This window comes from Gordonia sp. NPDC003504, from assembly GCF_053587995.1.
In genome coordinates, this window is sequence record NZ_JBSFPC010000006.1 from 202,783 (window position 1) to 227,053 (window position 24,271).

General features: G+C 68.9%; 14 protein-coding genes. 4 read left to right on the forward strand and 10 right to left on the reverse strand.

Features of this window, described 5'->3' with window-relative positions:
- Position 1 precedes the first annotated feature (1 nt).
- The 6 genes from ACWDPV_RS13855 to ACWDPV_RS13880 form a co-directional block, all read right to left on the reverse strand.
- On the reverse strand, positions 2-2,656 hold the full coding sequence (locus ACWDPV_RS13855; protein WP_449743439.1) for a GAP1-N2 domain-containing protein: 2,655 nt from the start codon (positions 2,654-2,656) through the stop codon (positions 2-4).
- Complete coding sequence (locus tag ACWDPV_RS13860; RefSeq protein WP_449743440.1) at positions 2,653-5,079, reverse strand: hypothetical protein; 2,427 nt, start codon at positions 5,077-5,079, stop codon at positions 2,653-2,655. Before ACWDPV_RS13860 ends, ACWDPV_RS13855 begins: the two co-directional genes overlap by 4 nt.
- Positions 5,079-7,778 carry a hypothetical protein gene (locus ACWDPV_RS13865; RefSeq protein ID WP_449743441.1) on the reverse strand — a complete coding sequence of 900 codons (2,700 nt, stop codon included), beginning with the start codon at positions 7,776-7,778 and terminating at the stop codon, positions 5,079-5,081. Before ACWDPV_RS13865 ends, ACWDPV_RS13860 begins: the two co-directional genes overlap by 1 nt.
- Positions 7,778-11,380: a tubulin-like doman-containing protein gene (locus ACWDPV_RS13870; protein WP_449743442.1), complete on the reverse strand. Its 3,603-nt coding sequence runs from the start codon at positions 11,378-11,380 to the stop codon at positions 7,778-7,780. The genes ACWDPV_RS13865 and ACWDPV_RS13870 overlap by 1 nt, the downstream gene beginning before the upstream one ends.
- A gap of 74 nt (positions 11,381-11,454) precedes the next feature.
- The gene (locus ACWDPV_RS13875; protein WP_449743443.1) at positions 11,455-14,394 is read right to left on the reverse strand and encodes a VWA domain-containing protein; all 2,940 of its coding nucleotides are present in this window, start codon (positions 14,392-14,394) and stop codon (positions 11,455-11,457) included.
- The gene (locus ACWDPV_RS13880) at positions 14,391-14,900 is read right to left on the reverse strand and encodes a hypothetical protein (RefSeq protein ID WP_449743444.1); all 510 of its coding nucleotides are present in this window, start codon (positions 14,898-14,900) and stop codon (positions 14,391-14,393) included. The genes ACWDPV_RS13875 and ACWDPV_RS13880 overlap by 4 nt, the downstream gene beginning before the upstream one ends.
- Positions 14,901-15,389: 489 nt before the next feature.
- On the opposite strand from ACWDPV_RS13880, the gene ACWDPV_RS13885 reads away from it, so the two are divergent.
- Positions 15,390-15,926 carry a Uma2 family endonuclease gene (locus ACWDPV_RS13885; RefSeq protein WP_449743445.1) on the forward strand — a complete coding sequence of 179 codons (537 nt, stop codon included), beginning with the start codon at positions 15,390-15,392 and terminating at the stop codon, positions 15,924-15,926.
- 67 nt (positions 15,927-15,993) lie between these two features.
- Here ACWDPV_RS13885 and ACWDPV_RS13890 read toward each other — a convergent pair whose 3' ends face one another.
- Complete coding sequence (locus ACWDPV_RS13890; protein WP_348806933.1) at positions 15,994-16,896, reverse strand: HNH endonuclease family protein; 903 nt, start codon at positions 16,894-16,896, stop codon at positions 15,994-15,996.
- 11 nt (positions 16,897-16,907) lie between these two features.
- Here ACWDPV_RS13890 and ACWDPV_RS13895 point away from each other — a divergent pair, with 11 nt between their 5' ends.
- The 3 genes from ACWDPV_RS13895 (at position 16,908) to ACWDPV_RS13905 (ending at position 18,740) form a co-directional block, all read left to right on the forward strand.
- Positions 16,908-17,747 carry a hypothetical protein gene (locus tag ACWDPV_RS13895; protein ID WP_348806934.1) on the forward strand — a complete coding sequence of 280 codons (840 nt, stop codon included), beginning with the start codon at positions 16,908-16,910 and terminating at the stop codon, positions 17,745-17,747.
- Positions 17,748-17,772: 25 nt separating this feature from the next.
- Complete coding sequence (locus ACWDPV_RS13900; RefSeq protein WP_348806935.1) at positions 17,773-18,270, forward strand: LURP-one-related/scramblase family protein; 498 nt, start codon at positions 17,773-17,775, stop codon at positions 18,268-18,270.
- A 125-nt stretch (positions 18,271-18,395) separates the two neighbouring features.
- The gene (locus tag ACWDPV_RS13905) at positions 18,396-18,740 is read left to right on the forward strand and encodes a hypothetical protein (protein WP_449743446.1); all 345 of its coding nucleotides are present in this window, start codon (positions 18,396-18,398) and stop codon (positions 18,738-18,740) included.
- A gap of 2 nt (positions 18,741-18,742) precedes the next feature.
- On the opposite strand, the gene ACWDPV_RS13910 is transcribed toward ACWDPV_RS13905, so the two are convergent.
- The 3 genes from ACWDPV_RS13910 to ACWDPV_RS13920 are packed head-to-tail and all read right to left on the reverse strand — an operon-like array spanning position 18,743 to position 24,263.
- Positions 18,743-20,713 carry a hypothetical protein gene (locus tag ACWDPV_RS13910; protein WP_449743447.1) on the reverse strand — a complete coding sequence of 657 codons (1,971 nt, stop codon included), beginning with the start codon at positions 20,711-20,713 and terminating at the stop codon, positions 18,743-18,745.
- Entirely contained in the window at positions 20,710-21,849 is a 1,140-nt protein-coding gene (locus tag ACWDPV_RS13915) for a VWA domain-containing protein (RefSeq protein ID WP_449743448.1), read from the reverse strand. The genes ACWDPV_RS13910 and ACWDPV_RS13915 overlap by 4 nt, the downstream gene beginning before the upstream one ends.
- Entirely contained in the window at positions 21,846-24,263 is a 2,418-nt protein-coding gene (locus tag ACWDPV_RS13920) for a DUF5682 family protein (protein WP_449743449.1), read from the reverse strand. Before ACWDPV_RS13920 ends, ACWDPV_RS13915 begins: the two co-directional genes overlap by 4 nt.
- Positions 24,264-24,271: the final 8 nt, after the last annotated feature.

Here is a 24,271-nt window from a genome sequence, read left to right on the forward strand (position 1 = left end):
CTCATCGGTCCTCTCGGGTGAAGCGACCGATCATCGACCGACCGGCCGACGGATCGGAGTTGTTCAGGTGCAACGCTTTTGCCCAGTCCTTGGCGCGTGACTCGTACTCGTCGAAGAAGTCCTGGGCATCGGACGCGGTGCCGGTGGCCACGATCGGCCACGCCGCGTCGCGCAGTTCGATCGGGGTGGTCGGGCCCGGGTACCGGTTCTCCTCGAGCGCCCATTCCAGCAGCCGGTCCGACCACCGGGTGCCGTCGCGGTCGAGACGGTCGAGGATCACCGGTTCCGGTCGCAGGGAGTCGAATCGGGCGACGAACGATCGCGCGGCCACCCAGCCGAGATCGAGGAATCCGCGTTGGGCGACGATCCGCAGCGTCGATTCCAGGCCACCCGGCGACCGCGGCGGCTGATTGGTCAAGCGCGCGGTCACCGTGGGGTCGGTGGCGAACGACACCCGGCGCGACTGCGCGGCGACGATACCGGCGTAGAGCATGGTGACCAGATCCTCGGCGAGGCGATAGTCCCAGCCCGTCGGATCGGCGAGGCAGGCCGCCACCTCGTCGTCGAACAGGGCCGGTGTCTGCGGCCACTGCCGAGAATCGCGCGCGGCCAGACGCAGCCGCGAGGCGGCAACCAACGCACGCAACCCCGGATCGTCGTCCGCGCTCTGCCCGTGGGCGAGGTCGGCGAGCAGTCCCATGTCCGGTGGCTCGTAGTAGACCGCGGCATGCAGCATCGCCGGTGACGTCCGGTTCGGTTCCCGGGCCGCCCACGCCAGCATCGACGCGGCGTCGGGCCGATGCCGGGAGATCAGCGTGTCGGTGAGGTCGCGGCAGGCGGCGTCGTCGAGTTCCGGGTCCGACAGCGCGAATTCGACGGCCTCGGTCACCGCGGCGCGGCGCTGATCGGCGCTCATCGGTAGGGCACTGCCCTGCAACGTCGACGCCACCGCGATCGGATACAGCGTCAGGTCGGCAGCCGACGGGTTGGCCGGCGGCGGCAGCGGGGCGCCGCTCCCGTCGTCGTAGAACCACGCCCACGCCGGACCGTCGAACCGCTCCAGCACCTCCCGAGGCCAGCGCAGCAACGCCGGGCGGAGTAGCTCGGCCCGGATGATCGGTGAGATCGCCTTGGTGTCTTGTAGATTGGCGGGGCGGTGGCCGGACCACACGATCGAGATGTCGATGGCATCCCACGCGCCGGTCAGGTCGGCAAGGACGCCGGTGAACCCCGCGTCGCGTCGTCCCAACCGGTACAGGATCACGGTGAGCCGGATGATCAGCGCGGCGTGACGCGGCGGGTCGGACACCGTCGACGCCGCGAAGTGGCTGATCCGTTCGGAGATCACCTCACGCAGTGCGCCCAGATCCACCGAGCCGACCGACGGAATGGTGTTGAGCGGCTGATTCTCCAGCCACTGCTGATCATGCAGTACCGCGGTGAGGAACCGGGTGGCCGCGACTGCGGTGTCCTGCCGTTGCCGCACCAGACGCTGCAACGGATGGAACGTGTCGGCCGGAGTCAGCGGATGACGCGCATACGCACGTCCCAGAAGTTCACCGGCCCAGGCGATCTGCTCGACACCGGCGGGTGCCTCGAAGGCGACGACATGCAGGGCGTCGTCGTGGAACTCCGCCAACTGGGGATGCTCGGCGACGGCGACCGCCAGCGGCCAGGCGGGCACCATGGCGGGATCGCTGACATCGGCGGCCACCCGATCACGCCGATCGAGGACGGCGAGCGCGACGTCGGGATCCTCGAGGATGCCCTCGACGAAGGACGACAGCGCCGACGCCTCCACCTCCCCTCGGGCGACCCGATGCGATTCGCCGGGCATGGCGAGCCCGGGGATCTCGGCGGCGTCGATGACGAGGGCGCCGGGAAAGCGGGTCCGTTCGTCGACGCTGTCGGCGGGCACCGCGATCAGATGATGACCACGATCGATGTCGATGGCCACCTGATCGGATCGGTCGTGGGTGGTCCAGGAGAGCCGGTGCGTCGAGCGCAACGGCAGAAAATACGAGACCGCCGCGATCCACGACGCTGACTCCTCATGCGATCGGGTGAGCAGCGCGACCGACGACGAGGTGGCCAGCGCCTCCACCACGGCGTCGAGCAACACCCGGAACACGCCCTGCCGGTCGGTGTGCAGGTCGGTGAGAAATTCGATGGCCGCGCGGGCCGACATGGCCGGATTGGCCTGCGGCAGATCGGCGCCGGGCAGGGCGGCCGCGGCGACCTCGGCCGGACCATAGGGCCGCAACCAGTCCGGTGACCCCCACAGCGCGATCGGCCGATACGTCATGTCGGTGGGTGCGGCGCGGTCGACGGCCATGTGCGCGAACACATTTCCCGGTCGACCGGACGCATCCGGTCCCGCCGCGACGGTATGCCAGAACGCGCCGAGCCCCTCCACCCGCCCGTAACTCAGCCGGGCCGGGCGCGCGGCGATCTGCTCGGCGGTCGGGAAGTCGGGCAGGCGGGGTTCGAGGTCGAAGCGGGTCACCACCCGCCCGACCAGCGCGTCGCGTTCGGTGTCGTCGAGATCGCCGGCGATCTGCTTGACCTGCCACCCGCCGCGTCCGGCACCGTCGTCGAAGGAGGTGTAGATCAGTTGCGCACTTCGCGATCGTGCGGGGGAGAACGGTTCGGTCATACCGGTTCTCCCGGCGGCAGTGGCGGCTGGAAGCGCATCAGCTGGGTCAGGGCCGGATCATGTACTGCCATCGCCGGTGTCACCTCGCCGGCCTCGTGGACGAACAACCGGATGAAGGCATACGTGTCGCCGAGGTCGACGGTGTACTCGGTGGGGTGGGTGCCGTGCGGGATGCGCGGCAGGTCGCAGTGTGGCAGTGATTGCCCCCGATGGTGGAACTGCAGGATCTGTCCGTCCCGCGAGTCCAGCGGCAGCCGTTGCGGATTGGCGACCAGTACCAGCGCCGGCGGGTTGGCGATCTCGGTGTAGGACCGCATCACCAGACGCAGCACGCGCGACATCGGATTCGGGGTGGCGACCGCGTCGAACCAGTAGAACACCCGCGCCAGCCCCGGATAGTCCAGGGTGGCGATCTCCCCGCGGATCTGTTCACCCCTCGAATAGGCCACGGGCACAAGGCATACCGTACAACCGTTGCCGGGCAGCGCCTGTGGCAGGATGATGGCGCCGTCACGCCGGTGGGTGGACGCGGTCACCTCGGCGAAGCTCTGCGGCTGCGCGCAGATCTGTTCCGGGGGCAGCGTTTTCGGCCCGACGAATACCTGCACCGCTGCGGCGCCGACCGGCCACCCGAAGGTGATGAGTTCGGTGTTGAATCGCTCGACGATCCGCGGTTCGATCACCGCGGGCAACGGGCGCGTCTGCACCTGGGTGGTGCCGATCCGGACCCGGCCGTTGAAGGTGGTCACCGGCGTGAGATAGGCCCGTTCCCAGGTCGGTGGCCACAACACCCCGGTGATCTGCGAGGTCTCGGGATCGAGTGCGGTCACCGGGTCCTTGATGCGGGTTTCCTCGGTGAATCCCTGCACGGTGATCGCGGATTCGTCGCGGTCCTCGTTCTCCAGGCCGGCCGGCGGCGGTGCGGGGAAACGGTGGATGCGGACCTGCTGCCCCTCCTTCGGGGTGGTCCACCGCAGATTGAACGTGCCGCCGGATTCGGCCATCTCGACCGCGAGGTCGGTGATCGGCACGAGATCCACCGACACCAGGATGTCCTTCTTGACGGCGCGGGACAGGCGTGCGGACTCGTTGACCATCACCTCGGCCTGCACCGTGTACAGGAATCGTTTGCCGCGCGGGACGGCGGCATCGACGAATCCGGTGAGATTGGCCTGGTCGGTGAGGATCTGGTTGCTCGGACTGGCGGTCGGGGGTCCGCCGCCGTCGAGTGGGATCCGGAAGATCCGCACGCTGCGGGTGCCCGGGAACACCTCCCACTCGCCGATCACCCGTCCCGACTCCTCGGACAGCCGCATCTTGTCGACCGGACTGACCTCCTCGCCGCCGGCCCACTGGATGGGTTGCGCCGCACGGGCACTCGCTTCGTCGGCGCCGACGTGGACCCACACCTGATAGATGCGTACCGCAGAGCTGAGGAACCGGCCGTCGGTGTGCGACGGGGTGGTCGTGACGTCGAGTAGTTCGCCGGATTCGGGCTTGTAGGGAGCGACGTCATCGCTGGACACCACGCGGTACAGGACCGTCTCACCGGCAGCGACGGGCCAGTCGTCCCAGGTCAGTCGCACCGCGTCGCCGACCGGTGCCACGGTGATGCGGCCCGGCTGGACGTCGGTCTCCGGGTAGTCGTAGACCGCGAAGTCGTCGTGTGACCAGGTGCGGCCCGCCGGCGCCATCGGGGGCGCGGTGCTCGCAGACGGCGAACTCGGAGTCGGCTGCGGGGTCGATGGGGCCGGGGTCGATGGGGCCGGGGTGCTCCACTCGGGTGTCGATGCCTGCGGCGGTGCGGGCGGCGCCGTCGTGGGTGCCGGTGGCGTGGCCGCCTGGGCCGGCGCCCCCGAAGGCTCACCCTTGAACCCGGCGATCACCTGCGCGATTTCGAGGGCGAGTGCTCCGGCGGCCGGTCCGGTGAGCCTGCCCTGGATGCGGGCGGCATCGGTCCAGCCCAGTTCGGCGAGCTTGCGCAGGGTGACGTCCCGGATCGTGTCGGCACCCTCGACGCCGCGTGCGATCTGCTCGGTGCGCCATTCGAAGAGCAGGGCGGTGAGCCGGGCGAGCGGGTCGTCGGAGGCGGCACCGTCGGGCTGGGCCTGCCCTTCCGGCTCACCGGGCGGGGTCAGCGGCGGCTCGTCGTCGGGCACATCGGGTGCCCGGCGCAATCGGTCGGGCAGATGTGCGACGGCGATCTGCGGGCGGACGCCGAGGGCAACCTGATCGAGGAGGTGCTGGATGGTCGGCGCCCAGCCGGCCTCGACCGGGGTCAACGCCGCCGTCGACCAGCCCTGCGGGTCGCGGGAGATCTCCACCAGCCGGGACGGTCCGACGGTCGGGAATCGTTGCGCGACGGTCCAGTCCGACCACAGGCGCAAGACGTCGAGGTAATCCTCGGGAGTTGCAGGCGCCATCAGAACTCGAATCCTCGTCCGAGGTCGGGTGCGCGGTACTCCTGCGGCTCGGTGGCCGGTCGCGGTGCGGTGCGTTCGCCCGCGGGGCGGTCGGTGAAGTCCGGGGCGGTGGTGGTCTGCGGCGTCCATTCGGTGTCCACCCGGGCGGTCCGGTCGGCCGTGGTCACCAGATTGTCGACGGCGAAGGCGTCACTGAGCTGGGTTGCCGCACAGATGATGCCGAGGCCGTGCAGCCGGGGCCGGCGGTAATCGGTGACGACCTTCGCCACCGACGACATGACGGCACCGTCGGTCAGCAGGGTGTCGGGGAACGAACCCTCGGGCGCGGTCTGCTGGTCGAGTCCGCCGAGGAACTCCCCGATGCTGGTCTCGGCGCCGCCCACCGGAGCGACGACCGCCAAGAGCCGCGGCACCAGACCACTCATCGGACCGGCCAGCCGCTCGAGGGCCTGACGCCACACGACGTCGGCACCCGAGGAGGTGACCGTGCCGGTGTACATCTCGCCGGAGAACTGATCGAGGCGAGACCCGGAGAAACGTCCCCGCTCCGACCACAGGACCGACGATCCGACGGTGGTGTCGCGTGCACCGGGCTGCGGTGGTGCGGCCCGCAGGATGAGTTCCTCCCACGATCGGGTGAGCCAGCCGGGGTGGAAGAGGTCGCGTTTGAGGTAGCCGGCGGTGGTCCCGACCTCGGAGGCGGCCGGCCGGGCGACGCCGACCTGCGTCGACATCGGCATGCCGTTCGAGATGTGCAGCACCTCGGCGCTGCGGTGCATGTCCGGTCCCAGTGGCGCGGCCAGGAAGCTGCCGATGATGCGGCTCCACGACAGGAACTGCCCGTAGGCCTGGGACAGGCGGCGAAGATCCTGGAAGGCCGACAGCAGATTCTGGTGATCGACCTCGTATTCGGCGATCACCGACCGACGTTGATGCAGCAGGGCGAACAATCGTCGTTGGGTACTGATGAACGCCACACCGAGGGCGAGCAGCAGCAACAGCAGGCTGCCGACGACGACGATCAGCGCGACCCACCAGACGACGATGTGATCGATGGCGAACCAGACGAACACTCCGGTCAGCAGAACCCAGATCACCGCGGCCACCTGGATCCAGCGGGCCAAGCCCAGGTTCTTCGACCCCGGGTCCGGCGGCAGCTGGGCGTTGCGCAGTTTCTCCAGCAACTGCTGGACCTCGGCGTAGCAGCCGCGGAAGGAGTCGGCGAGGGTATTGCCCACGGCCGCACCGAAACTGCGTTCGTGGTGCTGGCGCCACTCGTTGAGCGACGACAGCGTGGAGCCGGCCGCCAGCCCGTGGTTGGGGTCGCGTTGCAGGTCGGCGAGCCGGAACTGCAGATCGTGGACGCCGAGGGCGTCGACGGCGTCGACCCCGTCGGTCTCCGCGGCGGCACCGATGACGCCCGGGATGTCGGTGAAACGTTCGGTGGGTCCGGGCATGACGGCGGCGGCCTCACGGATGACGCCACGCGCCGCCCCCACCTGCACCGGCGGCAGATCCGAGGAGCGGTTGCCCGCGTCGGCAAGGGTGAGCGCGGATTTCGCATAGTCCTGCCACAGTCCGGACAGGTCGGTGCCGGCGTCGTGAACCGGTGCGGGCCCGGCCAGCAGGCCCCGAAGATGATCCGACGCGGCGCCGATGTCGGCCCAACCGGCGTGCTGTCCGTTGGCGCGGCGACCCCGCACCACCACCTCGTAGGCGGCCGGTGCCTGGGTGAACACCGCCTGCTGGACGCCGATCGCCACCCGGCTCGCCACGCCGCCGGCGATCTTGTTGTACCAGGAGGACGGCGCCAGTCGCAGTGACGCCCACAGGAATCCGAAGAACATCTTGATCGCCGCCCACGGGCCGGTGACCTCCACCGACTGCGCCTGATAGCTCAGCCGGGGCCCGCGCAGCACCGCGCCGTATTTGTGCCACAGGGCCGAGGCCATCGTGGTGCCGGCCAGCCCGGTGTCCTGCAGGTAGACCACCTGGGCCCGTTGATCACTCGGCAGCGGCAGGTGCCCGTCCTGGCTGAGCAGTTCGGTGCGCAGGGTGTTCTCGATGTCGGCGGTCTCGAGTTTGCGATAGTACGAGCGTGCCAGTCGCACCACCTGGCCGGGCAGGACCGGGGCGTCGTCGAGCGGGGCGTGTTCGATACCCGACCACAGTCCGGTCAGCCCGGCGACGGCCGGCCCGCAGAATCGTCCGAAGTCGGTCGCGGTGGGTTCGGCGGGAATCGGGACGCGGCCGAATCCCGGTGCGCGGGAATCCTCCGGCGAGATCACCACGTTGTGCCAGCCCTCGACGGCCAGCGCCGACAGCGGACCGTCGATGCCCTCGGAGCCGGTGAGTACCGCCCGGATCCGGATGATCGTGGTGGCGCCGGTCGCCGACGCCAGCGTCGAGCCGACACCCAGTTCGGCTCCGATCGACAGGCGTGGCGCATCGTCGGCGAACGGGACGATCGAGCAGATCCGCAGGGCCGTGATGCGGCGGTTGGTGACGAGTTCGGTGAGCGCGACGTCGCGGGCGGCACCGGCGGCCACCAGCATCACCGCCTGCGGCGGGTGCTCGGCGACCGGGTCGGTGATCCAGGCGAATTCGTCGACGAGGCCGGCCGCCGACAGGTCGGTGAGTGCGGCGAGCACACCGTCGGCGGGGCCGCTCGGTGCAACGAACACGGTCAGTGTGGCCATCAGAAAACACTCCCCGAACCCGATCCGAAGTCCATATGTGGTGGTGTCCAATCGTCTTCGCGTACTGACGCCGGTGTCTGCGGTCCCGGCGTGGACACCGGGCGTGCGGCGGCGGCCGCCGCGGCCGGCACCAGGTCCAGCAATTGGCTTGCTGCCCAATACACATCGGCGGCGAGATCGCGGAAGAAGGGGGTCTTCGACGCCTGTGCCCGGACGGTGATCGTAGAGAACACACCGCCGCCGGGTGCCGGCGGATGTCCGTCGACCGCCCCGTCGCCGGGCTTCATGAAGTGGGTGCCGACGAACTGCCGGTAATCGGTGAGGTAGGCGGTGAGCCGTTCGGCGCGGGCATCGATGGAGGTCTCGGGGCCGGTGTCGGCGATCACCGACGCGACGCCGGTGCCGGCATCCCCGGTGCGCAGCCAGTCGATCATGTGCAGGCGACCGGCCAGCTGATCCTGCTCGAGCCCGGATGTCGTGTTCTGCTGGGCGCCGTCGTAGATGCGTCGCAACGCCCGATACGGGTGCATCGAACTCATCGCCGGTGGCTGATGACTGTTGGCGATCGCCAGCAGTACCGACTCGAGGATGGCCGGCAGCCAGTCGTAATCGGCGAGGAATTCCGACGGTGGCGTGAGCAGTTGCGCCGGGAACGGCAGCCATCGCTTGGTCTCGTCGTCCCAGACGCGGGCACCCTGCGTGTACGGCGCGTCGGGGACGCTGACGTAGCCGAGGCTGCGGCCGAGGATCCAGCCGCCGACCATCGCCCGGCGCTCGTCGATGTGCATCGGCAGGCTCGCGGCGAGGGGGCGGGCGCGGCGGTAGGTCCAGAAGGCCTTGCGTTCGGCGGCCGAGGCCTCCAACCACTGCCGTGACGCCGGTTCGATCACCGAGTCATAGGCCAGCGGAGAGTAATTGGGGTAGGACCCGAAGATGTCGATGCGTTTGATGTTCGCCTCGTCCGACAGCGCGTTGGTGAAGGCGCCGACGCTGTTCTTGTCGACCCGCATCTGCTGATTCAGTGATGTCGAGAGGTCGTCGGCGACGGCGAGACTGTGGAAGGGTACCGCGGAGAACTTGTAACGGTACATCATCTCCGAGACCCCGTGAATGGCCTGCATCGCATTCTCGTTGACGCTGGCCAGCGGCCGCGCCAGGCTCACCGCCTCACCGAAGCGAAGCAGCAGATCTTTACGGCGCGAAGCCAATTCGGATTCGGCGACCTGCAGATCCCCGCTGGTGCGTCCGGTCACGTACTCGCGCAACGACACCGAGCAGAACCGGTCGAAGGCCTCACCCGGACGTGCGATGAATTCGCGTGCCCGGGAGAGCAATTCGGCGGGACGGAGGTGGACGTCGAAGGCGGCGGGGGAGGCGATGAGGGTTTCGCCGCTCTCCGGGTGCCGCGGGAATGCCCGCGAGACCCACGCCGCGGTGCGTTCCACCGTCGGTTGCCGTTCACCGGGTGGGCGGGTCCCGCCGACCGTCGGCCACGATCCGGTGATGACGTGTCCGGCGGCGCGGGCGACGGCGAGCCGGAACGAGTGGGGGTCGGCGGTGGCCGCACCCACCGAGCTGGGCAGGTCGATCTCGTAGCGCTGCTTGAACTCTCCGGAGCGGGTGAGCATCACCTCGTTGTCGGCCTCGGAGAAGCGGGCGGCCACGCGCTCGTCGGAATCGGCAGGCCAGGCGGCGTACTCGGTGGTCTGCAGATGCGCCAGGCCGGTCTCGCGCCGCGGTGCGGCGGCCGCCTGACGCAGCAGGGTCTGCGCCTCGTTGAGCGCGGTGAGCAGCGGATCGAAGATCTCGCCGACGATGGCGCCGGCCGCGTTGGAGATCTGGTAGGCCAGCATCGCGTAGATCTGACGTTCCACCTGGGGACGCAGCCCGCTGAAGACCTGCTCGCTGACCGCGGCGGTGTTGGCCAGGGTTCCCTTGAGCGAGGCCAGGGTTCGCGTCGCCTCCGGTCCGGGCTCGACGACGTCGCCGGGGGCGTACCCGGAAAGCTGTTGTGCCTCGGGCAGGATGATGTCGCTCATCAGGCGGGCGACCCGCTTGACCAGCCCGGTCGCGTAGGGCAGGCCGATCTGCGCGAGGGAGTCGGTGGTCACCTGCTGCAGGGCGCCGGCGAAGTACTGATGCCAGCTGTAGGCCACCGCGTATGCGGTGTTGCCCGCCTCGCCCTTGATGGATTCGCGTTGCTCGCCGAGCACCCGGTACACCGAAGCGGCCCACTGATCGCCGTTGACACCGGGGCTCTGGTCGATGCGTGGGCGCACCGTCTTGTTGATGATGCCGGTGGCGTGCGCGCCGACCTGCTGGGCGGGCAGCACCGTCGAGCCGAGCCATTGCCCGACCGGTTCGGTGCCGGGCAGGCCCAGACGCCGGCAGATGTTCTCCCACTGGTTGTCCAGGATCGAGTTGACCTGCTCCTCGTCGGAGGCGTCGTTACCGGGTTGCAGATGCCCGTGCAGCAGTTTGTCGGCGCTGGCCCGGGCCACCCGCTGCGCGGCGTACTCGGCGTAGCGGTCACGACCCATGCTCAGGCTCGCGTAACCGAAAGTGCCCCACGGGATGTTGTTCCACTGCCGGTTACCCCAGCCGAGGAACTCCAACGATCCCTGGTCACCGACGCCGTTGGTGAGGTCCCATTCGACGAACTGCTGCAGGGCCGGACCCGACAGGGTCAGACCGGCGAGCCCGCGTCCGAGGCCGCGGTAGACGGCATTGGGGGTGCCGTCGCCGAAGACGGTGCGTTGCGCACCGACGTAGCGGCCGACGGGGAAAACCCGCGCGAACGGGATGCGTTCGCCCTGGCCGCGTTCGTAACCGAGTGCACGCAGCAGCGCGACGTCGGACTCGCGAGCCGAACCCGTCTGTGCGGCAACGATTTCGCCGAGCATCGCCAGGGCGTTGGCGCGGGTGCCGGTGACCGCGGAGGCCGGCAGCGATTCGAAGATGTCGGGGGTCACCATGAACACCGCCATCAGGCGCGGGTCGACGCCCTGCACGAGGGTGAGGATGCGGCAGATGTCGAGGGCCATCGACGCACCGGCGCCGCCGGCCATCGACGACACGACGAGCACCAGCGGTTGATCGTCGGGGCTGTAGGCCCCGGCACCGGGGATCGACAGCGACCGCATCTCGCTGTCGGTGGAGTTGAGATAGAGGGTGTCCCACGCCTTTTGGAGGGCATCACGGACCTGTCCGACGCGGCTGAGGGTGATCATCCGGCCGAGCGCGCGGTATTGGCCGGCGCCGGTGGACAGCGGCGTGTACACCGATTCGGGGTCGCGGGGCGCCCAGGTGGCGATGGTGTCGATCGCCTGGTTGGTGGCCAGTCGTTGGGTGAGTGCGTTGTCGAGGACCTTGTAGCTGTCACTTTCGGGTCCGGTGCCGACATAGGTGCCGCCCTGGTCGCGGACACTGCCGACGCCCTCCACCGACGACGGTGACGTCGGCACGTCGAGGTGTACGAACTGCCAGCCGGCGGGGAGGCGGCTGATCCCGTGACCGGCGAGGTCGGAGCGCAGCTGGTCCATCATGTAGGCCAGCGCCGCGCCGCCGGAACCGCCGCATCCGACGATCAACAGTCGCTTCATGTGAGTGGTGTCCTTACCTCGGTGACAAACGGTTCAGGCGACAGTGGTCAGGGACAACGTGTCGGGGAGAAGGGTCAGGGTTGGAACGGGTTGCCGGGGCGGCCGGTTCCGGACGAGCCCGGTCCGAATGGACCCGACGGTCCCTGTTGCGGTGGGCCCGCCGAGCCGGGACCGAAGGGATTGTTCGGTGCCGGATGTCCCTGCCCCGGATGTCCCTGCCCCGGATATGCCTGGCCCGGCGGTCGCGGCGCGGCCTGTGTCGGTGGGGCATAACCCGGCCCGGCCTGAGTCGGTGGGGCGTAACCCTGCCCCGGCGGCTGTGCACCGCCCGACGCGCCGAATGGGTTCCCCTGGGTGGGTCCGCCGCCCGGGGGAGTTCCGCCACCGCCGAACGGGTTGACGTCGGGACCCGAACTCGGTGGCGGTGCGTCGTCGCCGAGTCGTTCGAGTGCCTTGGCCCGCAGGCGCGGCAGCACCGTCGGCACCGACTCGTTGACCTCACGGACCAGCTGATCGATGCGACTGCGGTCGGCGTCCCCGCCGACGAGCATGACGAGGGTCGCCGATTGCTCCGGACCCCGCGGATCGTGCAGGATGAACCACGAATTGTGGATGGCGAGAGGAAGTCTCGCGTCCGGCGTCTTGCCCCACCACTGGGCGGCCTTGCCTGCGGCGCCGGCCATCCCGGGTGCGAACGCGGTGACGAATCCGGCGCCGAACGGCGACCTGCCGATCCGGGTGCGCAGCACCACGCCACCGAGGTCGATCCGGCGGGCCGGTCCGTCGAGTCCGGGGACGAGTCGCACGAAGTCGGTGTCGCCGACCGCGAACGGGGCCCCGTTCTCCCGGACCACGGTGGTGCCGTTGAGGCGGATGCGGAACTGCTCGGCGCGCAACGCATGTCCGGGGATCCGCGCGGTGAACCACTTGGCCAGATAGAGCAGCAGCAGCGGGATCAGCGGCCCGAGAATGAGGGCGATGACGAGCGTGACGATGAAGTTGGTGGTGTTCAACGGCTTCTGCAGTGCCACCGTGAACGGCACCTCCACCGGGAGCGGTTCACCCGAGCCGTCCTTGGGGGCGACCATCACGATCACGGCGCCGTTGGCGGTGCCGTTGACGGCGTTCGGCGCGGTCAGGGTGAGATCCAGGTTGCCGGTCTGGCCCTCGTCGACCTTCACGCATGCGTCCTGCGCGGACGCGTTCGCGCCCACGGTGAGGGTGCCGGCGTCGTCCGGGGTGGCCAGGAACTTCGGCGGCTGGGAGGTGTTGAGCCACACGCATCCGGGTCCGGTGATCGACAGTGCCGCGGTGCCGCTGCCGGCCCCGGTGATGGTGCCGAAGTCGACGCGGCCGGCGATGGTCGGGTAGCCGACCGGCGGGCTGATGACCACTGGGAGGTCGACCGTCGACGGGGACAGTTCGGTGCCGGGCACGGTGCGTCCGGTGGAGTCCCGCGCCGACGCGGTGGTGACGGCCAGGGTCATCCGCAGGGTGGCCCGCCCGGGGTTGACATCGTCGAGGTTCAGGCGCTGAGGTGCGGTGATCTTGTCCTTGCCGACGTTGGCCGCGATCGGGATCTCCTTGCCCGATGCGGTGACCAGTGTCGTCGTCAGAGCGGCGGTGCCGGGCAGGTCGGCGGCGTCGACGGGATTGCCGGCGGTGTTCTGGATGGCGAAGGACATCGGGATGTCGGTGTCACCGGAGTGCAGGGTGGTGGTGTCCTCGCCGGTCCACACCGGGCGCAGGTCACCGGTGATGTGGATGCTCGAGCGGGTGCGGGCGGCCTCGTCGCTGTCGGCGAGGAAGACCAGTGCCCACACGCCGGTCCACAGTTGTGCCGACGAGTTCGACAGCTGAATCGACACCGACTTGTCGGACGGGAACCGGTAGTCGATCTTCACCCCGCCCTGCGTGACGCTGTTCGGCGACGACGGCTGCATGCGGATCTCGCTGCCGTTCGGCGCGATCAGCACCGGCACCAGACCCGACCGGTCGGCGGCGGCGAGGATGCTCACCGAGCCGACCGCACTGTCGAGGACGAAGCGGTGTTTTGCCTGTTCACAGACCCGCACCACACACGCGCCGGTCTCCTGGGTGAGCGGTGGCTGACCGGGCGTGGACAGGTTGTCGAAGGCGAACAGCAGGTCGTCGATGTTGGACGCGGGATAGAAATCACCGGGCACCGGTTCGCGGATGTCGCCGCAGGGTCCGGTCGAGGTGGGTTCACCGGTGGCGATCGACTTCAGCAGGTCGAAGTTCGGTTGCTGTCCCTCGTTGGCCGACAGCCCGATCGCGATCGTGACGATGCCCGAGGACCGGAGCTGATCGGCGAGGCCGCCGGAGCGGCAGATGCTCTGCTGGGCCGATGCGATCATCGCGGTGCGGTCGGCGTCGGTGTCCAGCGACTGTCCCGGCGCGTAGGGCTTGGTGACGCCGGACCGCGAGGTGAAGTCGAGCTCACCGTCGGTGAACCAGGCGATCATCTGGCAGCCTTGCACGTTCGCGTCGGCGGGACGCTTCTGCGCGAGGGTCTGCCGGGCACCGTCGAGGGCGAGCCAGTAGTCGGTGTCCTGACCGTTGTTCGCGTTGCCCAACTGGTCGATGGCCGAGTTGACGGTGCCGACGGACGAGCCCTGCAGCTTCGTCCAGCCGAGGTAGTTGTGATAGCTGTCGGAGAATCCGGATACGGCGATGTCGAGGTTCGCGTCGGTCGACGTCGCGAAGTCGGCCAGTTGTTCGGTGAGGTATTTCGCGGCGGTGACGCGGGCGGCCTGCGGATCGGTCTGCTGCAGACTGCGCGACTCGTCGATCAGCAGCAGCACCTGGCCGGAATGTTGCGCGGCGAGACACGAACCGAAGCGGTTGACGCCGGCGTTGGCGTCGTCGGTGGGGGCCGCATTCGCCGATGACGGTGCGAACATCGAGGTCAGCAGCCAGGCCACCAGCACGACGATCGGGACAGCGCAGAGACGGCGACGGCCGATGGCCGCGATTGAGGTAGTTGCGTTCACCGGCGACCCATCCAGAATGCGAATCCGAGTGCGCCGACGATGACGCCGGCCGCGACGAGCACCATCACCACGGCGTAGGCGGCGGTGATCCAGCCGGGGCGCAGGTAGATCGGTTCGGCGCGGCGAGCGGTGTCCTTGGCGATGAAGACGGCGACGACGCCGATCGCGACCGGGCCGGCCAACAGCCAGCCGATACCGGCGATCCAGTTGCCCCAGAAGACCGCGCCGACCACGATGCCGACGGCGGCGATCACACCCGCGACGATCAGTAGAACCGTCGGTGGGCCGGCCGGCGCGGTCGACGACGGTGTCGACGGGGTGATCGGCGCTCCCCCGGGGAGACCACCACCGCCGGCAGCGGGACCGAAGGGGGACTGACCACCGCCGGCCGGGGCCTGCCCGCCGTAGGGTGACGGACCGCCGAGCGGCGCGGCACCGCGGCCACTGGGGGGCGGCGCGCCCGGACCGCCGGGAGGGGGCCCGAACGGATTGGGGGGAGTCGACACAGCACGAATGCTGTCACACAACACCGACAATGTGCTCAGGCCGCCGCAACTTTTCCTTTGAATGGGCTACCGAGGTTGGTGGCCTGCGGGTATGGCCGGCGACGGGGCAGGGACGACTGAGAGTCGAGCGCCTCGTCAGTCCCCGACGCCACACCCGCGGAGGATGCGTTCGAGCGCATCACGCTCGGCTGCGGTGAGTGGATCGGCGCGCCACCGGGCCGGATCGTGTTCACCGACAGCGTGTTCACCGGCGGCCTCGACAGGGTCGATAGGTGATGGGGCTCAAAGAGCCGCCGCGCGCCGCGACCGGACTCTGGGGGCGTGTCTCCCATTGCCCTTTGCGGGTCTTGGCGGCTCGATTGCCCCCTGGCTGCGTTGTCGTCGGTCACAATAGCTCCGCTATTGCTCCCTCCTCCGCCTTGCCAGAGACCAATCGATTCCGCCAATCCCTCGCAGAAACAATGGGAGACACGCCCTAGAATCGTGGTCATGACCGCTGCCGCGTATCCCCAGCTGATGTCGCTGGAGCAGTGGCGTGGGCTGCCGGAGGCGCCCGAGCAGCGAGTCGAGCTTCAGGAAGGCCTGGCGATCGTTTCTCCGCGTCCCACCCCGGCACATTCCCGCGCCGCGTCTCAAGTGTGGCAGCAGTTGGCCGCGCAGCTTCCTGAAGGCTTCGAAGCGTTGCAAGAGGTCGAGGTGGTTATCGACGCGGCCACGCCGGCGACAGTGAGGATTCCTGATGTGATTGTCCGGCGTACCGATGCCGATGACTCGATGATCACTGGTGATCAGGTGGTGTTGGCCGTTGAGGTCGTCTCGCCGGGCTCGCGGCGCACCGATCACGTGATGAAGCGCAGTGAGTATGCCGACGCTGGTATCGCCCACTACTGGATCATCGACCTTGATGCCCCGATCACCTTCACCGTTCTGAGGTTGGGGCCCGAGGGATATGTCGGTGACCAGGCCAGCGGCGAGGTGACGGTGCGATCACCATTCCCGATGACGGTCGTTCTTGACGCCGGGTAGGCCCCGAGGCCGGTGGGCAGGATGCCAGGGTGAGTCCACGGACGAGGAAGTGGGAGTCGCCGCCTCGTCAGTCCCCGACGCCGCACCCGCGGAGGATGCGTTCCAGCGCATCACGTTCGGCGGCGGTCACCCATAGGTCGTAGGCGGCCTTGACCTCGATCTGCCGCGCGGCGTACGTGCATCGGTAGGCGGTGTCGGGCGGTAGCCAGGTCGCGGCGTCGCCGGCACTTTTCTGTTGGTTGACCCGGCCGATGGTGGCCTGCAGGTTCCGCGGGTCGTTCGCGAAGTCGGCCCGGCGTTCGGGGGTCAGCTGCTGGGCGCCCTTCTGCCACGCGTCGGCGAGCGCGACGACGTGGTCGATCTGCACCTCCGACGACGTCGTGGTGCCCCGGATGAATGGGACGGACGTACCGGTATACGGGTCGTGCAGGGTTCCCGACGCGACGACGCATCCGTTCGTGCCGGGTTTGAGGACGACGTCGTCGAGGTCGCGGCGCAGGATGTCGTTTCGGGTGTCGCATCCGTTGTGTCCGTCGTCGACGTTGACGTCGTCGGTCCAGGACTGTCCGAACTGCTCGCGGCTGTAGCCGGTCTTGGGCGCTCGGCCCTTCACCGGCAGTGTCTGCAGTTGGGTCCAGGCGGTGACGAGTTGCGGCGAGGCCGTACGCGACAGCGGAGCGGACGACGGAGGCGTGGACGACTCGGGCTGTGGAGACGACCCGGACTGTGCAGAACTCGTCGTCGACGGCGTCGTGGCCGCACCGCTGGCCGAGGGATTCGCGGCGGTCTCCGAGTCCGGCGTGCCCGAGGTTCCGACGAGCACGACCGCGAGAACGATGATCGCGACCAGCACGAATGCAGCGCCGCCGGCAAGCCACGGCCAGATCGGCGATCGCCGCGGACTGCCGCCGGCGGCATCGGGCGGCGGAATCGGGATTTGTGGTGGCGGTGGGCGGAACGGGTCGGTCATCGTCGCCGATTGTGCCCGACGTCGCCGACGTACCGGTGCCCGGATTCGCCGCGCCCGAATTGTCGGTGTCGGGTTCTATGGTCTCGGTCATGGGGATCAGATCGCAGGACAAGAAGGCACGGCGTGATCGGCGCAAGGCCAAGCGCCGGGGAAAGGTCGGGGGCAAGAGCGGGACCGCGCGGTCGGATCGGCGGGTCGTCCCGGTCGTGTCCATGGCGGAGTCGCCGGGTGTCGCCTCGACCGGTGAGATGGCCGGTCGTGGCATCGAGATATCCGATGTGGATGACTGCTACGACGATGACGGCGGGCTGTTCGACGATGACGATGACCTGTTTGACGATGACGACGGTTACGACGACGAACTGACCCTGACACTCGGCATCGAACTCCTCTGGCCGGACGGGTCGCCACGTCAGTGGCGCCGGTTGGAGGTTCCGGACTGGATGCGACTCACCGGTCTGGCAGCTGTCATCCAGGCCCTGTTCGGTCGCCCTGCGATCGGCGAGTACGAGTTCATCGACGGGGACGGCCAGTTCCTTACGCCGCTCGACTCCGCACCGGACGGCCTGATCGGCCTCGCGCAACGAGGCGGCTTCGCTGCCGATCTGATGAGCGTCAGCATGATGCGTAGTGTCGGCGATGCCGTCATCGCCTACACCCATCGCTACGACGGCGAGGTGGAGCGGTACCGCGTGGTTCTCGAGACCGTGTGGGGTGAGCGGTCGTCGTACGTGCCGATGCTGCTGATCGATGGTGGTCCCGATGCGCTCGACATCGACGGCGTCAATGATCGTCTGATCGAGCTGTATCTGAATGACGAGCGGGGGTGGGGGACGCCAGGCGTTCCCTAAGGTGGGTCAGGACTCCCGGGAGGCAATGATGTCCACACTCTTCATCAAACAGAAAATCTTCTCGGTGGGCGGCAAGTTCACCGTGTTCGACGAGAGGCAGCAGCCCCGCTACTTCGTCGAGGGCAGCTTCATGAAGATTCCGAAGACCTTCGCGGTCACCGACGTCGCCGGCGCGCCGGTGGCCGACATCACCAAGACGGTGTTCAGCTTCCTGCCGCGGTTCACCGTCGAGATGGGCGGCATGGTGGTCGCGACCATCCGTAAGGAGTTCAGCTTCTTCAAGCCCCGCTACTCCATCGACGGCGCCGAACTGCAGGTATCCGGCGACTGGTGGGACATGGACTTCACGGTGCAGCGCGGCGGGCAACAGGTGGCACGCATCCACCGCAAACTCCTGTCGTGGGCCGACACCTATGAAGTCGACGTCTTCGACGATGCCCTCGAGCCGATGATCATCTCGTTGGTCATCGCCATCGATCGGGTGCGTGCCGATGAGAGCGCTGCGAGTTCGGCGAGTACGTAAAGGGGGCTCCGAGATGGGGGTCGACGGTGGTTCATTTCTTGCGCTGCAGAGGGCGCAGGTTGCGTCCGGGCGCATGGCGGCGGCAGAGATTCCCGAGGGTGCCTCTTTCCTGATCGTCTGGGTGAGTGAGTTTGGTGGCACTCCAGGAGATCCATGCCCGAGTCAACTGGGGCAATGGGCGTTCGGAGAACATCGCCCCCAGTGGCGGTTTCGACGATGACACCCTCACCGCGATGCGTGACGCGATGTATCAGCCGGGGCTGGGGACGTGGTTCTCCGCGGTACTGCGGGTCGATCCGTCCGGAGGTATCGACGGGGAATTCAACTACGACGATGAGCCACAGTGGGCAGCTCCGGTTGATCCGATCGCGTACGTGACGGATGCGAAGAAGTATCCGCGCGATGTGAAGCTTCAGCCGGAGTGGTTGCAGGCGAAGCTGGCTGACGGGCATGGGCGTCGCCACGACTGACGTCATGTCGTCCGCGATCGCAGCACCTGCAACAGCACCGCATACGACCGCAGCAGCCGCTCCTCCCCGCCGACACCGTCCACCTCATCGGATTGCTTCACGTGAAACACGCCGAAACCGGCTCGGTCGAGTCGCTGATGCCAGACGTCGAGATCGTCGAGTTCGCGAGCGCCCCGGCCGCCGGTCCCGCGTTCCATGGTGCCGATGAGCCGGCCCGCGAACGTGTCGAGCAGCGCCGTTGTCGCGGTGCGAGGCGCCGGCCGCGTGGTCGGTGCCGCCGGAAGCGCTTCACCCGACGGGTCTGTCGACGCCGGGTCGAAGTGGAGCGCGTCAACCGGATTCGTGCGAGTGGCGTCGGCATCGATGACGCTCACCGGCATCACCGTCGACGTCGAGTCCGCGCCGGCACCCACCGCACTTCTCCGCCCGACGATCAATCCGCCTGCCGGCAATCGGGTATCGGCATCCAACCGGGCGACGGCATGGCCGGTGACCTCGTCGTAGGTCAGACGCAAATCCAGCGAGCGGTCGGCTGCGTCGAACACGGGACGAGTGAGCACCTGACCGAACGGGTCGAAGCGTCCCAGCCCCGCGGCACCCGGCGACAGCACCACCCAGTCGCCATTCGATTCCGGCGGGTCGAGCAGTGCGTGTCCGCGTCCCGCGCCGGCCACCGCGGTCCACTCGTCGATGACCGGCAGCGATGCCACGATGTCGCGGTGATCCAGCGTCGTCACCACGGCATGCGACTCCGCCGACCGTGACAGTCGTCCCTGCTCGTTGATCTTGGCCTCCGACAACAGGACCCGCGCCCCGGTCGCCGCGGACACCGACGACAGGCCCGTCCACACCGGATCGTGACGCCGATACTGCGCGCGCGGGTCGAACGTGTCGATGGTGGCGGGGCGGGTGTCGGTGTAGGTGAGGAAGGCCGATCGGGTGACGCACCAGAACACCGCGGTCAGTCCGAGATAGCCGGAGTCCGCACGCCACGGATACGCGCCGAGCCCGATCAGTTCCAGCGTCCCGACCTCGCGGTACCCGGTGCGGCCGCTACCGAGCAGGCGTTCCGGCGGCGACGGTGCGGCCGCCAGTGCCGACACCAGCGTCAGACACCACGCCAATTCCGCGAACAGCGATTCGTCGCCGGCCCGCGCGGTGCGGTCGAGGATGGCGCGGCCCCCCGCCGCGAGCCTGCGCAGCGATGCCGCCAGCCGGAAGTGATCCTGGGTCTGCGCGGTGATGGCCGCGGCGTCACAGCGCTCAACGGTGGCCGCCGACATGTGCGCGGTCCCGGCGGAAACGATGTCGCACAAGAGCCGGCGCACCCGGTCATACATCTGCCGATGCTCCGCGGCGCGACGACATTCGGCGGGTGTCGGCTCCAGCGGACCCGGATCACCCACCGACACACCCACCGACCGCTGATAACTGAGGACCGCGCACACCTGCCACCGCGGCAGATCGTCGACCGGCGGTTCGGCGGTCATCGCGGTCAGCTCACCACCCGGAAACCGCAGGATCACACCCGGTAATGTCAGCTGCATCGACCCATCGTCGAGCGTGATCACGTGGTCGGCATCGAGGGTGACCACGTGATCACGGGCCCACCGATAACCGGCACGGCCCGCATGCCGCAGCAGGTACTCCCGGTCGAACGCCGCCAATTCCGTTGCCACACCAGCACTGTCGGGCGTGTCCGGTTCCAGCGCGGCCAACCACAATCCGGCGGCGATGATGTGGCGGCACACCCCGGTGGACGGGCAATCGCACACCGCGGTCGCCGGACCACCGGCATCGAGCGTCACCCGCACGGCGTCGAGCGCCACGGTGAGCGCGTCATCGGTCTCGTCGACGATCTCCGGGTGGAGGGTGGCGAGGTCCTTGCGGGCGCGGCGCAGCAGGCCCGCATTCGCGACGGAAGTCCACATGGCGTCATCGATGCGGCGGTAGATGCCGATCAGCTGGTTCACGACGTGGCCGCCAGCAGCCAGTCGGCCAACCGCCGCGGGGTCAGCGCCGCGATGTGCATGCCGTGTTCGGCGAGCCGCGCCGCGATCGCCCGGTCATAGAACGGCGTGGTGGCGTCGGCCCCGGCCAACGAGGCGAGCCCGAGCAGGCGCACCCCGTCGCCGGCCAGGCCCGCGGTCACCCGGTAGAGCTCCGTGGGCGAACCGCCCTCGCAGAAGTCGCTGACGAGCACCAGCACGGTGCGGTGCGGGTTGGTGACAAGGGTCCGGCAATACCGCAGTGCCGCACCGATATCGGTGCCACCGCCGAGTTGTACCGACATCAGGGTGGTGATCGGGTCGTCGACGTGATCGCTGAGATCGACCACCGAGGTGTCGAAGACGACGAGCCGCAGCCGCAGGGTCGGCAGTCCGGCGAGGATCGCGGTCATCACCGCGCTGTGGATCATCGACTCGGCCATGCTGCCGCTCTGATCGACGCACACGATGACATCCCACGGGACCTGCTTGCTCTTGCGGTCGAAGAACAGTAGCTCCTCGACCACCAGCCGGCGCGACGTCGGATCGTAATGCGCCAAGTTGCGTCGCACCGTCCCGGCGAGGTCGAAGTTGGCAGCCACCGGCAGCGGCGAATGCCCGAAGGATCGCTGCGTACCGGCGAGGACTCGACGGATCTCCGGCTCCAGGCGCCGGCGGATGTCGGTGACGACCTCCGCGACGATCCGCCGTAGTTGCGAATCGACCGCGGAGGGAAGCGAACGACGCAGCACCAGAAGCAGTTTCAGGAGATCTGTACTCGCCGGCAGCGACTCCATCACCACCGGGTCGGCGAGAATGCCGGTCAGCCCGAAACGCTCGAGGGCGTGCTCGACGATCACCTCGGAGACCTCGGTACCGAACAGATCGCGGACCTCGCCGAGCCACTCGACCAGGCGAGGGTCCGACGGATCGCCGGTACCGGGGCCGATGGCGCCGTCGGTGCCGTCGTCGAGCCGAACCCCTCGACCGCGATACGCCCGGCTGTAGAGCTCGTCGAGTGCGGCCGCCCGCCGCGCCGCGATCGACCCTTCGGTGGGCGAGTCGAGTTGTTCCTCGGCATATCGGCCGAGTATCAGGCGCCATCGGTCGAGTTCGTTCATCGTGGCGCTCCCGGATGACCGACCCACGCACCGAGACCGTCGGCGATCAGCAGATCCGCGGCGAGACGCGAGGCCGCCAGGTTCGCCGCCATCTCCCCGGCGCCGAACTCGCCCCGGTCGAGCGGCCCCAGGTCGGCGACGCCCAGACGTTGTGCGACCACCTGCGCCACCTGATCGGTCTCCCGTGGTGTCAGCTCGGCGAACGCCAACCGCAGGGCGGGGAGCCTGGTGATGAACTCATCCTCCGGCCATGAGGTGACGACGTCGCCGAGCACATCGACGAGCTCCGGTTCCTGCCAGAGTGTTTCGCGAGCCGTGCTGAGCAGCCCGGCGACGAACGCCACTGCGGCATCCGGGGCGAGCGTGCCCGCCAGTGTTCCGCGGAGCACTCCGGCCACGGCCGGACCATCCAATAGATCTGCCCCGTAACACAATCCGACCGCACCGCCCCGGATGTGGGCATCGGTGTGCACCTCGGCGAGGGCGGCGATGACCTCGGTGAACAGATCGGCAGCCGCGGCGCCATCTGTTTCGGGCCCGGTGACCAGTTCACGCAGCGCGACCAGTGCCGCGACGACGTCGGTCGCGGGTTCGGCAGGGATCAGCCGTCCCAAGTAGAGGGCGCGTCGGATGGCGGTCTGCAGCAGCTCGCCGAGACCGGCGAGGTTCTCGGCGCCGAGCGGTTCGCGGGCCTGCCGCAGCATGGCCAGGCTGGTGGCCGCGGCGATCACTCCACAGAACGAGGGATCGGCGGCCAGGTCGTCGGCGACCACGCTGAGCACGCGGCGCGCCCGGTCGGCGAGGCCGAGTCGGCACGCCCGCATCAGGAACCCGGCGCTCGTCGCCGAATCATGACGCCGCCCGGCCGCAGTGAGGGCGACGAGATGGGCATCGAAGCAGGCGGCGACCGCGTCGGGCAGGGTACTGCCGAAACGCGACGCCTCCACCAGCGCGGCCTCGGTGCCCGGCGACCACCGATAGCGCCACTGCTCGGTGATCAGGTGCAGGTCGGTGCCGGCGACGAAGTCCGGTCCACCGATCCACCTCGCGAACGGCACGTCGAGTTCGGTGAGTCCGTGTAGGAGTCGGCTGGCGACGCGGTGCGACGGCGTGCGATACACCGACAGCGACACCGTCGACTCGCCGGGCTGATCGACCGCGAGGCGCGCGCGGCGCAGACGTTCGAGGGTGTCGGTCACCAACGGCGGCGCGGCCACCCCGGGCGGAAGAGCACCGATCCGATTGCCGGACAATGCCTTCCGGGCGGCGTCGAGGACAACCGATCCCTCGACGTCCACGTCACCCTTGATCAGGGTGGCACGCACCGCATCCAGCAGGTCCGAGCGCAACGGCCCGGCATGGTCGCGCAGCGATGTCAGACCGAGGGTGTGGGTGTAGGCGTCGGTCACCGACGGCTGAGCGGGGCATCGGCCGAGGCGGTCGAGTTCGTCGGCGATGTCGAGGAGTGCGGCCCGGGCGGCGGTGGCCCGCGGGTCGGCGGGTGGTGCCGCCGCGGCCAGCTGATCCCAGACGCGTTGCTGCCAGGCCGGGGCGGTCATTCCGGCGGCGTACCCGTTGATGCGGTCGACGCGGTCGAAGGAGAATCGGATGAGCGCCGCCTGCGCGGCCGGTGCGGTGATCGACGGCCGCGGTGGTGGGTCGGCGAGCAGATCCGGAAGCGCCACCGCATGGAATCCGCCGACCACCACCAGAACCGGACCCTCTCCGGAGAACTCGGAGATCGTCTGCCGCACATGCCAGGTCATTTCGGCCTCACGTGCAGCGGTGCCGTCGGCGCGCAGCCGGCCGGGGGTGGCGTCGGCGCGGGCGAGCAGGCAGTACGCGGTGAGCCTCGAGAGGTGATCGGTGAGGCTCGTGGTGTGCGCGTCGCTTTCGAAGAGGTTCTCCCACAGGTCCTCCTCGTCGACGCAGCCGAGGTCGATGGCGAGTCGGGTCAGTCCGTCGCTGAGCCGGAAGTGGTGTTCGTCGAGGAGAATCACCTCCTCGTCGGCTCGGTTGACGGCGTGTTGCTCCCCGAGTTCGAGGTCGATGAACCGCGCCGGAATGCCGCGCCGCGACGCCTCACGCAGCGCGACCAGCTCGGGGGAGAAGTCGCAGAACGGGTAGTAGGCGCCCAGACGTGGGGCGTCGGGCGCGCGGCCCGTCGGGTCGAGGTAGGTGTACACCGCGAGTGGTGCGTGTGCGTGCGTGCTGGTCAGTGCGGGAATCAGGGAGGTGAAGCTGCGTGGTCCTTCCACCAGAACGGCGGCGGGACCGAGGGTTTCGATGGCACGGCGCACCTGCAGCGCACAGGCAGGTGAGTGGTGCCGGACCGGCAGGATCACCACCTCGGGGCTGAGCAATCGTGCCGCGGTGTGGTGAACCGCGGCCGCGTCGACGGATGTCGGTGGCATGTCCCGAG

Bases quoted from the DNA above. Each gene is read 5' to 3' on its own strand.
- ACWDPV_RS13855 (WP_449743439.1), bottom strand. From the start codon at position 2,656: ATGACCGAACCGTTCTCCCCCGCACGATCGCGAAGTGCGCAACTGATC.
- ACWDPV_RS13885 (WP_449743445.1), top strand. From the start codon at position 15,390: ATGACCGCTGCCGCGTATCCCCAGCTGATGTCGCTGGAGCAGTGGCGT.
- ACWDPV_RS13870 (WP_449743442.1), bottom strand. From the start codon at position 11,380: ATGAAGCGACTGTTGATCGTCGGATGCGGCGGTTCCGGCGGCGCGGCG.
- ACWDPV_RS13915 (WP_449743448.1), bottom strand. From the start codon at position 21,849: ATGAACGAACTCGACCGATGGCGCCTGATACTCGGCCGATATGCCGAG.
- ACWDPV_RS13860 (WP_449743440.1), bottom strand. From the start codon at position 5,079: ATGGCGCCTGCAACTCCCGAGGATTACCTCGACGTCTTGCGCCTGTGG.
- ACWDPV_RS13920 (WP_449743449.1), bottom strand. From the start codon at position 24,263: ATGCCACCGACATCCGTCGACGCGGCCGCGGTTCACCACACCGCGGCA.
- ACWDPV_RS13865 (WP_449743441.1), bottom strand. From the start codon at position 7,778: ATGGCCACACTGACCGTGTTCGTTGCACCGAGCGGCCCCGCCGACGGT.
- ACWDPV_RS13890 (WP_348806933.1), bottom strand. From the start codon at position 16,896: ATGACCGACCCGTTCCGCCCACCGCCACCACAAATCCCGATTCCGCCG.
- ACWDPV_RS13900 (WP_348806935.1), top strand. From the start codon at position 17,773: ATGATGTCCACACTCTTCATCAAACAGAAAATCTTCTCGGTGGGCGGC.